The organism is Mycobacterium hackensackense, from assembly GCF_025822555.1.
GTDB lineage: Bacteria > Actinomycetota > Actinomycetes > Mycobacteriales > Mycobacteriaceae > Mycobacterium > Mycobacterium fluoranthenivorans.
The window spans coordinates 232296-245091 of record NZ_JACKUC010000029.1 but is presented as its reverse complement, the minus strand read 5'-3'; the positions used below and the strand labels follow the sequence as shown (position 1 = coordinate 245091).

12 protein-coding genes are annotated in these 12796 nt (G+C 68.2%); 10 read left to right on the top strand and 2 right to left on the bottom strand.

The window, feature by feature from the left end; translation table 11 throughout:
* Positions 1 to 48: 48 nt before the first annotated feature.
* The 3 genes from H7J86_RS04310 (at position 49) to H7J86_RS04300 (ending at position 3457) form a co-directional block, all read left to right on the top strand.
* A complete protein-coding gene (locus tag H7J86_RS04310) occupies positions 49 to 903 on the top strand; it encodes a GNAT family N-acetyltransferase (protein ID WP_187099002.1) in 855 nt (284 codons plus the stop codon).
* A gap of 97 nt (positions 904 to 1000) precedes the next feature.
* Positions 1001 to 2818: a penicillin-binding transpeptidase domain-containing protein gene (locus H7J86_RS04305; RefSeq protein WP_187099003.1), complete on the top strand. Its 1818-nt coding sequence runs from the start codon at positions 1001 to 1003 to the stop codon at positions 2816 to 2818.
* 48 nt (positions 2819 to 2866) lie between these two features.
* Positions 2867 to 3457, top strand: a complete 591-nt coding sequence (locus H7J86_RS04300; protein ID WP_090356727.1) for a DUF1707 SHOCT-like domain-containing protein — start codon at positions 2867 to 2869, stop codon at positions 3455 to 3457.
* Here the strand turns inward: H7J86_RS04300 and H7J86_RS04295 are convergent.
* The gene (locus tag H7J86_RS04295) at positions 3454 to 3831 is read right to left on the bottom strand and encodes a PaaI family thioesterase (RefSeq protein ID WP_090356725.1); all 378 of its coding nucleotides are present in this window, start codon (positions 3829 to 3831) and stop codon (positions 3454 to 3456) included. The genes H7J86_RS04300 and H7J86_RS04295 overlap by 4 nt on opposite strands.
* 101 nt (positions 3832 to 3932) lie before the next feature.
* Between H7J86_RS04295 and map the strand changes: the two genes are divergently transcribed.
* From map to H7J86_RS04275, 4 genes are all read left to right on the top strand, one after another.
* Positions 3933 to 4790: a type I methionyl aminopeptidase gene (gene map, locus H7J86_RS04290; protein WP_090356723.1), complete on the top strand. Its 858-nt coding sequence runs from the start codon at positions 3933 to 3935 to the stop codon at positions 4788 to 4790.
* Positions 4787 to 6271: a cobyric acid synthase gene (locus H7J86_RS04285; protein ID WP_267289541.1), complete on the top strand. Its 1485-nt coding sequence runs from the start codon at positions 4787 to 4789 to the stop codon at positions 6269 to 6271. The genes map and H7J86_RS04285 overlap by 4 nt, the downstream gene beginning before the upstream one ends.
* Positions 6272 to 6280: 9 nt before the next feature.
* The gene (locus H7J86_RS04280; RefSeq protein ID WP_267289539.1) at positions 6281 to 6943 is read left to right on the top strand and encodes a hypothetical protein; all 663 of its coding nucleotides are present in this window, start codon (positions 6281 to 6283) and stop codon (positions 6941 to 6943) included.
* A gap of 62 nt (positions 6944 to 7005) precedes the next feature.
* The gene (locus H7J86_RS04275; RefSeq protein WP_090356717.1) at positions 7006 to 7569 is read left to right on the top strand and encodes an alpha/beta fold hydrolase; all 564 of its coding nucleotides are present in this window, start codon (positions 7006 to 7008) and stop codon (positions 7567 to 7569) included.
* Positions 7570 to 7595: 26 nt separating this feature from the next.
* Here H7J86_RS04275 and H7J86_RS04270 read toward each other — a convergent pair whose 3' ends face one another.
* On the bottom strand, positions 7596 to 9170 hold the full coding sequence (locus H7J86_RS04270) for an amino acid permease (RefSeq protein ID WP_187099005.1): 1575 nt from the start codon (positions 9168 to 9170) through the stop codon (positions 7596 to 7598).
* Positions 9171 to 9336: 166 nt separating this feature from the next.
* Between H7J86_RS04270 and H7J86_RS04265 the strand changes: the two genes are divergently transcribed.
* Genes H7J86_RS04265 through H7J86_RS04255 form a run of 3 tightly spaced genes read left to right on the top strand, consistent with a single transcriptional unit; the run spans position 9337 to position 12789 of the window.
* The gene (locus H7J86_RS04265; protein WP_267289537.1) at positions 9337 to 10686 is read left to right on the top strand and encodes a glutamine synthetase family protein; all 1350 of its coding nucleotides are present in this window, start codon (positions 9337 to 9339) and stop codon (positions 10684 to 10686) included.
* Positions 10673 to 11422: a gamma-glutamyl-gamma-aminobutyrate hydrolase family protein gene (locus tag H7J86_RS04260; RefSeq protein WP_187099007.1), complete on the top strand. Its 750-nt coding sequence runs from the start codon at positions 10673 to 10675 to the stop codon at positions 11420 to 11422. The genes H7J86_RS04265 and H7J86_RS04260 overlap by 14 nt, the downstream gene beginning before the upstream one ends.
* Positions 11419 to 12789 (top strand): aldehyde dehydrogenase family protein, encoded by a 1371-nt coding sequence (locus H7J86_RS04255; protein ID WP_267289535.1) that lies wholly within the window; start codon positions 11419 to 11421, stop codon positions 12787 to 12789. Before H7J86_RS04260 ends, H7J86_RS04255 begins: the two co-directional genes overlap by 4 nt.
* Positions 12790 to 12796: the final 7 nt, after the last annotated feature.

The window sequence follows — 12796 nt, the reverse complement described above, 5'->3', positions numbered from 1 at the left end:
CTGTGAGCGGGGTCACCCTCCGGCTCCGGTAGCTCAGAAAGAACCTTCATGTCGGCTCCGCCCCTCTACCGCCTCACCGATGAGCGCCGTGTCTCGGTGGTGCGTGACCTGGATTCGGTACGTGTGGTTCTGGACGACGACCCGGTCGGCGCCTGTATGGTCGCGTGCCGGGTCCTCGACTACGGTGTCGACCCGAACGCCATCGGTGGAGAGTTGTGGACGCGTCGCCGCGTCACCGAATCACTGTGTTACGCGGGAGCCAATCTCATTCCGCTGCGCGGCGGCCCGGACGATATCGCCGCGTTCGCCGACAAAGCGCTCAGCGCGCCGCGGCGATGTTCGTCACTCGTGGGACGGGCCGAGATGGTGTTGCCGCTGTGGCGGCGGCTCGAAGCGGGCTGGGGAGCGGCCCGCGATGTGCGTGACGAGCAACCGCTGATGGCGTTGTCGGCTGCGCCGCTGTGCGCCGTCGACACCGCGGTGCGGCCCGTCCGGATGGAGGAGCTCGACGCCTATCTGGTGGCCGCCATCGAGATGTTCATCGGCGAAGTGGGGATCGACCCGCGGATGGGCGACGGCGGACGCGGCTACCGGCGTCGAGTGGCCGGTCTGATCGCGGCGGGCCGGGCGTGGGCCCGCTTCGAGGACGGTCAGGTGGTCTTCAAGGCCGAGATCGGTTCGCAGTCGCCGACGGTGGGCCAGATCCAGGGTGTCTGGGTGCATCCGCAGTGGCGGGGGCGGGGACTGGGCGCCGCGGGCACCGCCACCCTGGCCGATGCGGTGTTGCGCAGCGGGCGCATCGCCAGCCTCTACGTCAACGGTTACAACCACGTCGCCCGCGGCGCGTACGCCAAGATCGGCTTCACCCAGGTGGGCACCTTCGCGACCGTGCTCCTGGACTGACAGAACCGCAGCTCGCGCCTCCATCTCGAACCCATCACGGTCCGGTCTCGGTGCGCCTCCGCCTGCGGCGGTCGCCACAGTTTTAACATTTGCCTCAATGGCAACTATCACCACACCGGTCTCGCGAATTGCGGCGGCCGTCATGGCCGTCGTCGCGACGGCGACGACGCTGAGTGCCTGCACCCCCAAGCCGAACGGTCCCGAGCCCACCGCCGAAGCGTTCTTCGCCGCACTGGCCACCGGGAACACCACCGCCGCGGCAGATCTGGCCGATCACCCGGCGCAAGCCCAGGCCGCGCTGAACGAGGCGTGGTCGGGGCTGCAGGCCACCCGGCTGGACACCCAGATCCTGGGCTCCAAATACGCCGAGGACACCGGCACCATCAAATATCGCTACAGCTGGCACCTGCCCAAGGACCGGGTGTGGACCTACGACGGCGAACTGAACATGATCCGCGAAGAGGGGCACTGGCAGGTGCGCTGGAGCGCCACCGGGCTGCATCCCCAACTGGGCGAGAATCAGACCCTGGCGCTGCGGGCCGACCCGCCCCGGCGGGCCTCGGTCAACGAGCGCGGGGGCACCGACGTCCTGGTTCCCGGCTACCTGTACCACTACGCGCTCGATGCCCGGGTGGCCGGTGCCGCTCTGATGCCCACGGCCCGCGCCGTGGTCGATGCGCTGCGACCGTTCGACAACACCTTGGACCCGCAGCGGCTGGCCGAAGAGGCCAGCTCGTCGACCACCCCGCTGGACCTCATCACGCTGCGTACCGATGACAACGACCGGGTATCGGCGGCGATCGCCCGGCGCCCAGGGGTGGTCATCACCCCGCAGCCCGAGATGATGCCCACGGACGCGAAGTTCGCACCGGCCATCGTCTCCGAGGTCAAGAAGGCGGTGTCCACCGATCTGGTGGGCCAGGCCGGGTGGCGGGTGGTCAGCGTCAACCAGAACGGCGTCGATGTCGACGTCCTCAACGAAGTGCCGGGCACTCCGGCGCCCTCGGTGACGATCAGCCTGGACCGCGCGGTGCAGAACTCGGCGCAGGACGCGGTCAACATGGTGGGCAAGAAGGCGATGATCGTGGCGATCAAGCCGTCGACGGGCGAGATCCTGGCCGTCGCCCAGAACGCCGCCGCCGACGCCGACGGGCCGACCGCCACCATGGGCCTGTACCCGCCGGGATCGACCTTCAAGATCATCACCGCCGGCGCCGTCGTCGACCGGGATATGGCCACGCCGAACACCTTGCTGGGCTGCCCGGGGTCACTGGATATCGGTCACCGGACCATCAACAACTACAACACCTTCGACCTGGGCACGGTGCCCATGTCGCGGGCGTTCGCCAACTCGTGCAACACCACGTTCGCCGAGCTGGCCAGTACCCTGCCCCCGCGTGGCCTGAACCAGGCCGCCGCCCAGTACGGCCTCGGTTCGGACTATGTGGTGGACGGCATCCCCACGGTGACCGGTTCGGTGCCCCCGACGGTGGATCTGACCGAGCGCACCGAGGACGGCTTCGGCCAGGGCAAGGTGCTGGCCAGCCCGTTCGGGATGGCCTTGGTCGCGGCTACCGTCGCGGCCGGGAAAACACCTGTGCCACAACTGATCCTGGGGCGCCCGACGCAGGTCAACGGGACGGCGGCGGCGATCTCGCCGAAGATGCTCGACGCGCTGCGGCCGATGATGCGGCTGGTGGTGACCAACGGCACCGCCAAGGAACTCAACGGGCTGGGCGATGTCCGCGGCAAGACCGGTGAGGCCGAGTTCAACGGCGGGTCGCATGCCTGGTTCGCCGGCTATCGCGGGGATATGGCCTTCGCCGCGCTGATCGTCGGTGGTGGCAGCTCGGAATACGCGGTCCGGATGTGCCGGGACATGCTCAACGGTCTGCCGCCGGACTACCTGGCCTGATCTCGCGCCGCCCGCGCAGTAGCCTGACTGCTGGAGGATGCAGGGGCGATGACAGGTATTGACGATTACGCGACCATGCGGGTGTCCGATGCGGACCGCAACGGCACGCTGCGGCGGCTGCACAATGCGGTGGCGCTCGGGCTGATCGACATCGGCGAATTCGAGGAGCGCTCGGCGCTGGTCTCCCAGGCCCGCCTGCACACGGATCTGGACGCCCTGGTCGGTGACCTGCCCGGGCCCGGCGCCATCGTCACCTCGGCCGCCGACCGGGTGGAACTGCGCGGTGTGATGGGCTCGCTGAAGCGGCAGGGGGAATGGGTGGTGCCCACCCGGCTGGCCCTGCACCGGCGGATGGGTTCGGTGGACCTGGACCTCACCCGGGCGCGCTTCGCCGGTCCGATGATCGTGGTCGAGCTCGACCTCAAGTTCGGCGGACTCGACATCCGGCTACCCGACGGCGCCAGCGCCTCGATCGACGATGTGGAGGTGGTGGTGGGCAGCGCCAACGACCACCGCCGGGACGCGCCGGCCGAAGGCACGCCGCACATCGTCTTCACCGGCAAGGTGGTCTGCGGTTCGGTGGATATCCGGGGACCGCGGCGCTCGTGGTCGCCGCCGCGATTGCGGCGCCGCACCTAGCGCGGCTCGAGCACCGCGAATGTCAGGGTGGCCCTGGCTGCCAGCCGGTTCCGGTCGAGATCGGTGACATCCACGGCGGTGACGATGAGCCGTCGGCCCGCTCGCACGATCGTCGCCTCCGCACGCGCCCGGCCCATGACCGGCGCCAGGAAGTGGATGTTCAGGTCGGCGGTGGTGACGTCGTGACCGACGCCGGTGTGCCGCCCGGCGAGGATGCCTGCGGCGATGTCGATGAGGGTGGCCACCAGGCCGCCCTGCAGCGCGCCGCGCACATTCGCCAGATCGGGACGGTTGTCCATCTCCATCACGAGCCGGTCCCCGGTCGACTCGACCTCGACATAGTCGAGCCGGTGCAGGATGTGCTCGTCGTTCACCGCCGTACGGTAACACCATTACCGCGGATGGAGAGTCAGGTTCTACCCTGGGTGTCCGGCCTGACCCCGATGCCGGTCACGATCTCGGTAGGCTGACCGCCATGCCTGTTCGCGCGCCCCTTCGGTCCGGCGAGTTGTCCCCGACCCTTCCGGTGCCCAAGTCGATCCCGCGCCCGGAGTACGCGTGGAAGCCGACCGCCGTCGAGGGCCACGAACCCTGGGTGCAGACGCCCGAGGTGATCGAGAAGATGCGGGTGGCCGGCCGGATCGCCGCGGGCGCACTCGCCGAGGCCGGGAAGGCGGTCGCCCCCGGCGTCACCACCGATCACCTGGACCGGGTGGCCCACGAGTACATGATCGACCACGGCGCCTATCCGTCGACGCTGGGCTACAAGGGATTCCCGAAGTCCTGCTGCACCTCCCTGAACGAGGTGATCTGCCATGGCATCCCGGATTCCACCGTCATCGAGGACGGTGACATCGTCAATATCGACGTCACCGCCTATATCGACGGGGTGCACGGGGACACCAACGCCACCTTCCTGGCGGGTGACGTGTCCGAGGAACACCGGCTGCTGGTGGAGCGCACGCACGAGGCGACCATGCGGGCCATCAAGGCGGTCAAACCCGGCCGCCAGCTCTCGGTGGTCGGCCGCGTCATCGAGGCCTACGCGAACCGCTTCGGCTACAACGTCGTTCGCGATTTCACCGGGCACGGGATCGGCACCACGTTCCACAACGGTCTGGTGGTGCTGCACTATGACCAGCCCGCCGTCGAGACGGTGATCGAACCGGGCATGACGTTCACCATCGAGCCGATGATCAACCTCGGTGCGCTGGACTACGAGATCTGGGATGACGGCTGGACGGTGGCCACCCGGGACCGCAAGTGGACCGCGCAGTTCGAGCACACCCTGGTGGTCACCGCGGACGGCGCCGACATTCTCACCCTGGTGTGAGTGCACTGCTGGTCGCCGGGACCACCTCCGACGCCGGTAAATCGATGGTCGTCGCCGGGCTGTGCCGACTGCTGACCCGCCACGGGATGCGGGTGGCCCCGTTCAAGGCGCAGAACATGAGCAACAACTCCGCCGTCACGATCGAGGGCGGTGAGATCGGCCGGGCTCAGGCGATGCAGGCCCGCGCCGCAGGCCTGGCGCCCAGCATCCGGTTCAACCCGATCCTGCTCAAGCCCGGCAGTGACCGGACCTCGCAACTGGTGGTGCGCGGCCAGGTAGCCGGCACCATGGCCGCCGGCGATTACTTCACCCGCCGCAGCGAGCTCGCCGGTGTGGTCGCCGACGAATTGGCCGCACTGCGAGCCGAATTCGATGCGGTGATCTGCGAGGGGGCGGGTTCGCCCGCCGAGATCAACCTGCGCGCCAGTGATCTGGCGAATATGGGCCTGGCGCGCGCGGCCGGGCTGGCCGTGCTGCTGGTCGGCGATATCGATCGCGGGGGCCTGCTGGCGCACCTGTTCGGCACGGTGGCGGTGCTCGAACCCGAGGACCAGAAGCTGATCAGCGGATTCCTGGTCAACAAGTTCCGCGGCGACCGCGCGTTGCTGGCTCCCGGACTGGACCAGCTCGAGGCGCTGACCGGACGGCCCACCTACGGCGTGATCCCGCACCTCGACTCGCTCTGGATGGACACCGAGGATTCGCTGTCGGTGACCGCCGGTGCGACCCTCGGCGAGCCGGTGGCACCGCGCGGATCCGAATGGCTGCGGGTGGCCGCGGTCCGGTTACCGCGCATCTCCAACTCCACCGATGTGGAAGCGCTGGCCTGTGAACCCGGTGTCCTGGTGCGCTGGGTCGCCGACCCCGGCGATATCGGCGACGCCGACGTGGTGGTCCTGCCGGGCAGCAAGGCCACGGTCTCGGACCTGGCGTGGCTGCGGGAGCGTGGATTGGCGGCCGCGGTGGTGGCGCATGCCGCGGCCGGCCGGCCGGTGCTGGGCGTGTGCGGCGGATTCCAGATGCTGTGCCGCCGGATCGATGACCCCGTCGAGTCGCGGTCCGGGACGGTCGAAGGCCTCGGGCTGCTGGACGCCGATATCGTGTTCGACCCTGCGAAGACGTTGCGGCACTGGGAGACTCCGCTACACGGGTACGAGATTCACCACGGGCAGGTGCGCCGGTCCGGTGAGCAGGACTGGCTCGGGGTGGGGATCCGCCGCGGCGCGGTGTTCGGTACCCACTGGCATGGCCTGCTGGACAACGACGATGAGCGCCGGGCCTGGCTCACCGAAGCCGCCGCCGCGGCGGGCCGCACCGGATTCGTCGTGGCCGCGGACACCGACGTGCGGGCCCGGCGCGACGCCCAGCTGGACGTGATGGCAGATGCGCTGGCCGCGCATCTCGACCTGCAGGCCGTTCTGGGGCTGCTCGGCGGGCCACCGCGGCGTGCGGTCATCGCCAGCGCGCTCACCAGTGGTTAATCTGGGCCGATGATCGCACGCCTGCTGGTCCCGGCGATGCTGATCGCGCTCATGCAGAGTGGATGCGCCCACGTCGTGGCGGGGAGCGCCACCTGGCCGGGCGCACGGCTGGAGTCGGTACTGCTCACGTCGGCGGACTTCGCACCCGGTGTGCGCTATGACCGGATCGTCGAACGACCCGGGGAACCTGACGGCACTGGCGGACCGCCGGCGATGCTGTCCACCCCGCAAGGGTGCAGTGACGGTTTCACCCGGGTGATCGCCGCGACGGCCGAACGCGGCCCGGGTAGCGCGGCCAAGTACACCGTCAGCTACGACGGTGTCCGCATGCTCGTCACCGTGCTGAGCCGGCAACTGGATCTGGACGCGATCGCGGCGACGGCGCAGCGATGCGCGCACTACGAAACCTTCTTCGACCGGTCGTCGCCGGGAATACCGATGACCACCACCGGTCTGCCCACCGAGCGGCCGGGCGCGCTCGTCTTCGAGCAGACCATGCAGCTCGGCAGCGAGCGCACCAGCGTGTACTCCTCGTTCGAAAACGTGGACGGGATGGCGGTTTTCGCGGTCGGCTTTCCGACGCCCGACCCCGGCATCACGGCCAAGGGCACCTTGCCGCAGACCTTCCTGCAGGTGACCGGCAAACAGGCCGCCCGCATCGGGCAACGCTGACAGCCGGTGCCAGACCGGCCAAAACGGCCGCGCCGGACCGGGACATGTCCTAGCGTGACGCAATGCCCTCGACCATGGTGACCGTCGATGGGGTGCCTGTCGCTGTCGAGGTGGCAGGCCCCGACAAGGGCGGGGTGGTGGTGCTGCTCGGCGCCGCCGCGCCCGGTGCCCGCGCCTACGACGCCGTGTGCCAGCGCCTGCACACCGCCTCGCTCCGGACGATCGTCATCTACCCCGACCCCCAGTTGACGGCCAAAGCGGTGGTGGGGGTGCTCGATGCCCTCGGGGTGCGCTGGGGTCTGCTGGTGGGCGACCGGTTCGGCGGCGAACTGGCCTGGGAGCTGGCGGCGACGCGGCTGGATCGGTTCATCGGGCTGGTGGTGATCGACCGGGGACATCCACGGGTCGCCGACCAGTCCGGCGTCGTCCGTGACGAACACTGTCCGCCGGTGGAACTGAACACCACTGTGCTGGTGAGCAATCCGGCCGCGCGTGCGGTGGCACAGGCCAGCCAGCGGTACGTCTACGGCGAGTACCGGCAGGTCGAACTGGTCAGCCGGCGCAACGCGGGCGAGTCCACCGCCCAGGTGGCCGCGGAGATCGTGATGCGCACCAGCACGTGGTAGGGGGAATGATCCGGTGAGCGGGCCGGTCAGACGCCGTCATCGATCAGCGCGTCCCCGCTGAGGTCGACCTGCTTGACCGGTCCGGTGAACCAATGCCGCACCGACAGTTGCCAATAGATCGCCAGCAGCAGCAGGACGACGCCCACCAGAATCGGGGTGTAGTTGACGAACTTCAACTCGAAACTGGGATCCCAGGGTGCGCCGCCGATCGAGGTCGGGAACATCGCGATGATCGAGGTCACGACGATCTCGATCAGTGCCAGCGGAGCCATCCACTTGTGGTGGCCGCGCAGATTCCACTTGCCGATCGGGAATGAATCGCCGGCCTTCCATCGGTAGTAGATCGGCACCGCGAAGCACAGATACAGGCCCACGACACCGATCGAGACGACGGCGAAGAACGCGACCGGGACCGGTGCGCCGTTGATGTCGACCTCGACCAGGGCCGGCAGCGTGATGATGGCCGCGATCACGGCGGTCACGATCACGGCGTTGGCGGGCACCCGCTTGGCGCTCAGCTTGGACCACAGCTGGTGACCCGGGACGGCACGGTCACGGCTGAAGGCGAACAACATCCGGGACGCGCTGGTCTGGCAGGCGGTGGTGCAGAACAACTGGCCCGCCGTCGAGATCAGCAGGACGATGCCGACCCACTTGGAGTCCATCGCCTGGGTGAAGATGGTGGCGACCGCGCCGCCGCCCGCCGTCACCCCGTCGACATCCTGGACGGCGAACAGGAAGCTGAGCAGCAGGATCCAGCCGCCGATGGCGGAGTAGAAGATCGAGCGCCAGATGCCTTTGGCGGCACCGTCGGCCGCGCTCTTGGTCTCCTCGGACAGGTGGGCCGACGCGTCGTATCCGGTGATCGTGTACTGCGTGAGGATCGCCGACATCGGCAGCACGAAGAACAGGAACCCCAGCCCCGAGGTCGACCCGCCGAAGAAGCCGGTGTTGTTGACCGTGGTGGCGAACACGGTGGAGAGGCCGGCGTGTCGGGTGGGGATCAGCCACAGGATCGCGATGACGATCACCGCGCCCGCGACATGCCACCACACCGAGATGTTGTTGATCACGGCCAGCAGGTGCGAGGAGAAGATGTTGATGGTCGCGACGATCGCCAGGATCACCAGGAACATGACGAAGACCCTGGTCAGGCTGTATCCGGAGGCCCATGTCTCGCTGAAGGTGCTCAAGGTCAGGTCGAGGAAGGTGGCGCTGCCGTACGCCACCGACGCCAGGATGGCGATCAGGCCGACGAGATTGAGCCATCCGGTGTAGTAACCGGCCTTGGGGCCACCGAGTTTGGCTGCCCACCAATAGATTCCACCGGAGGTCGGGAATGCCGAGACCAACTCGGACATGCACAGCCCGATCATCAGGATGAAGACCGAGATGATCGGCCAGCCCCAGGCGATGGCGGCCGGACCGCCGTTGTTCCAGCCGAGCCCGAACGAGGTGAAGCAGCCGGCCAGGATGGAGATGATCGAGAACGAGATGGCGAAGTTGGAGAACCCCGACCAAGACCGGTGCAGTTCCTGGGCGTAACCCAGGCTGGCGAGATGCCTCTCGTCCTCATCGAGCAGTTCGTGGCCTTCTGGCACGGTGTTCTCCTTTATCGCAGCCCCCGGATCTAGGGGGAGAATAGGCCGCTATTGGTCTGCTGTCCTACCTTTGGCGTGACAGATGTGTAAATCTGTAGGTGAATGATGCTGCCCTGCGCTACTCACATGGCGGTAATGGTTGACTTCTCGTCGTAGAGAGGACGTCATGCTGACGCAGATCGAACTCGAACATCTCGTCGCCGACGGTGAGATCGACACCGTCATCGTCGCGTTCACCGACATGCAGGGCCGTCTCACCGGCAAACGGGTGTCGGCCCGGTTGTTCGTCGAGGACGTCGCCGCCCACGGCGCCGAATGCTGCAACTACCTGCTTGCCGTCGACGTGGACATGAACACCGTCGACGGGTACGCCATCTCCAGCTGGGAAACCGGCTACGGCGATATGGTCATGACGGCCGATTTCAGCACCCTGCGACTGCTGCCCTGGCTGCCCGGGACCGCCCTGGTGATGGCCGATCTGTCCTGGACAGACGGGCGCCCCGTGGTCCAGGCGCCGCGCAGCATCCTGCGTCGCCAGCTCGACCGACTCGCCGACCGGGGGCTGGTCGCTTTCGTCGGCACCGAACTGGAATTCATGGTGTTCGACGACAGCTACCGGGCCGCCTGGGCGGCCGACTACCGCGGGCTGACGCCGGCGACCGACTACAACGTCGACTACGCGATGCTGGCCTCGACCCGGATGGAGCCGCTGCTGCGCGATATCCGGCGCGGTATGGAAGGCGCCGGAATGTACTGCGAGGGGGTGAAGGGGGAATGCAATCTCGGCCAGCAGGAGATCGCGTTCCGCTACGCCGACGCAATGGTCACCTGCGACAACCACACGATCTACAAGAACGGTGCCAAGGAGATCGCCGACCAACACGGCAAGTCGCTGACGTTCATGGCGAAATACGATGAGCGCGAAGGCAACAGCTGCCACATCCACCTGTCGTTCCGGGGTGCCGACGGCACCGCGGTATTCGCCGATGACGCCGACGGTGACGGCATGTCGGCGATGTTCCGCAGCTTCGTGGCCGGCCAGCTGGCGACCCTGCGTGAGCTGACGTTGTTCTACGCGCCGAACATCAACTCCTACAAGCGTTTCGTCGACGGCAGCTTCGCGCCCACCGCGGTGGCCTGGGGTATGGACAATCGCACCTGCGCGCTGCGGGTGGTCGGGCACGGCCACGGCATGCGGATGGAATGCCGCGCGCCCGGCGGCGACGTGAATCAATATCTGGCCGTCGCCGCCCTCATCGCGGGCGGTCTGCACGGTATCGAACAGGGTCTGGAACTGGAGCCGGCATGTACCGGTAATGCCTACAGCGGTGGGGCCGCACGCCTGCCCACCACCTTGGCCGAGGCGGCCGATCTGTTCGCGGGATCGGCGGTGGCCCGGTCCGCCTTGGGCGACGACGTCGTCGACCACTACCTCAACAATGCGCGTGTCGAACTGACGGCCTTCAACGGTGCCGTCACGGATTGGGAAAGGAGACGCGGCTTTGAGCGGCTCTGACGCCGGAACGAGACCCGTCATCGGGTTGACCACCTATCTGCAGCAGGCGCAGACGGGGGTGTGGGATGTGCAGGCCAGTTTCCTGCCGGCCATCTACATCGAGGGTGTCAACCTCGGCGGCGGGACGGCGATGCTGCTGCCGCCGCAGCCGGCCGGCACCGCAGTGGCCGAGCGGGTGCTCGACGGTGTCGACGGACTGATCATCACCGGCGGCCGCGACGTCGACCCGCAAAGCTATGGCCAGCAACGGCATCCGGCCACCGACGAGCCGGCCGGCCCGCGCGACGACTGGGAGTTCGCGCTGCTGGCGGTGGCCCTGCGCCGCGGTATGCCGGTGCTCGGCATCTGCCGCGGCGCCCAGGTGCTCAATGTGGCCCTCGGTGGCACCCTGCACCAGCACCTGCCCGATGTGCTCGGCCACAGCCGCCACCAGCAGGGCAACGCGGTGTTCTCCACCTCGGCCGTGCACACCGTTCCCGGAACCCGGCTGGCCGCCCTCATCGGCGAGTCCTCGCACGCCCAGTGCTATCACCACCAGGCCATCGACCGGCTCGGTGACGGGTTGATCATCAGCGCCCAGGAGACCGCCGACGGGGTGATCGAAGCGGTCGAGCTGCCGGGCGAGCAGTTCGTCCTCGCGGTGCAGTGGCATCCCGAGGAACGGCTCGATGACCTGCGCCTGTTCGCCGGCCTGGTGCAGGCCGCCACCAGCTATGCGTCGGAAAGGGTTTCATGAGCGTCACCGAGATCGTCAATCCGGCCACCGAGGAGGTGCTGCGCACCGTCGATCTGCTCGACGTCGCCGCGGTCGATGACGCGGTGGCGCGCGCGGTGTCGGCCCAGCGTCGCTGGGCCCGGCTGGCGCCCGCGGAACGGGCCGCGGGACTGCGCGCCTTCGCCGCGACCGTGGACGCCCATATCGACGAACTCGCGGCGCTGGAGGTCGCCAACTCCGGGCATCCGATCGGCCAGGCCGAGTGGGAGGCCGGCCATGTGCGCGATGTGCTGACCTACTACGCGGCCAGTCCGGAACGCTTGTCCGGCAAGCAGATTCCGGTCGCCGGTGGCCTGGACGTGACCTTCCACGAGCCCCTCGGTGTGGTCGGGGTGATCACCCCGTGGAACTTCCCGATGACCATCGCGGCCTGGGGGTTCGCCCCGGCGCTGGCCGCCGGGAACGCGGTCGTGCTCAAACCGGCCGAATGGACGCCGCTCACCTCGATCCGGCTCGGTCAGCTGGCCGTTGAGTCAGGGTTGGACCCCGACCTGTTCCAGGTGCTGCCCGGGGCGGGCATGGTGGTGGGGGAGCGGTTCGTCACCCACCCCGAGGTGCGCAAGGTGGTGTTCACCGGTTCCACCCGGGTCGGTACCCGAGTGATGGCGGGGGCGGCCGCACAGGTCAAACGCGTCACGCTGGAGCTGGGCGGCAAGAGCGCCAACATCATCTTCGACGACTGTGATCTGGAGCGCGCCGCCGCCACGGCACCCTACGGGGTGTTCGACAACGCCGGTCAGGACTGCTGCGCCCGCAGCCGGATCCTGGTGCAGCGCAACGTCTACGACCGGTTCATGGAACTCCTCGAACCGGCCGTCAAGGGCGTGGTGGTCGGTGACCCGACCGTCCGCGCCACCGAGATGGGACCGTTGGTGTCCAAACCGCACTGGGAGTCGGTGTGCGCCTATGTTCCCGACGACGCGCCGGTGGCCTTCCGCGGATCGGCCCCGGCGGGTGCCGGGTACTGGTTCGCGCCCACGGTGCTCACCCCGGACCGCACCCACCGCACGGTGACCGAGGAGATCTTCGGGCCGGTGGTGACGGTGCTGCCGTTCGAGGACGAGGCCGATGCGATCGCTCTCGCCAACGCCACCTCCTACGGGCTGTCCGGGTCGATCTGGACCGATAACGTGTCACGGGCCCTGCGGGTGTCGCGGGCGGTGGAGGCGGGCAACCTCAGCGTCAACTCGCACTCGTCGGTGCGCTACACCACCCCGTTCGGCGGCTTCAAACAGTCCGGCCTGGGCCGCGAGCTGGGCCCCGACGCGCCGCTGTCCTTCACCGAAACCAAGAATGTCTTCTTCGCCGTGAGCGAAGCGGACAGTTGAGCCAGCA

Coding starts and splice junctions, on each gene's coding strand:
- H7J86_RS04280 (WP_267289539.1), top strand. CDS start 6,281: ATGATCGCACGCCTGCTGGTCCCGGCGATGCTGATCGCGCTCATGCAG.
- map (WP_090356723.1), top strand. CDS start 3,933: ATGCCTGTTCGCGCGCCCCTTCGGTCCGGCGAGTTGTCCCCGACCCTT.
- H7J86_RS04255 (WP_267289535.1), top strand. CDS start 11,419: ATGAGCGTCACCGAGATCGTCAATCCGGCCACCGAGGAGGTGCTGCGC.
- H7J86_RS04305 (WP_187099003.1), top strand. CDS start 1,001: ATGGCAACTATCACCACACCGGTCTCGCGAATTGCGGCGGCCGTCATG.
- H7J86_RS04265 (WP_267289537.1), top strand. CDS start 9,337: ATGCTGACGCAGATCGAACTCGAACATCTCGTCGCCGACGGTGAGATC.
- H7J86_RS04310 (WP_187099002.1), top strand. CDS start 49: ATGTCGGCTCCGCCCCTCTACCGCCTCACCGATGAGCGCCGTGTCTCG.
- H7J86_RS04275 (WP_090356717.1), top strand. CDS start 7,006: ATGCCCTCGACCATGGTGACCGTCGATGGGGTGCCTGTCGCTGTCGAG.
- H7J86_RS04300 (WP_090356727.1), top strand. CDS start 2,867: ATGACAGGTATTGACGATTACGCGACCATGCGGGTGTCCGATGCGGAC.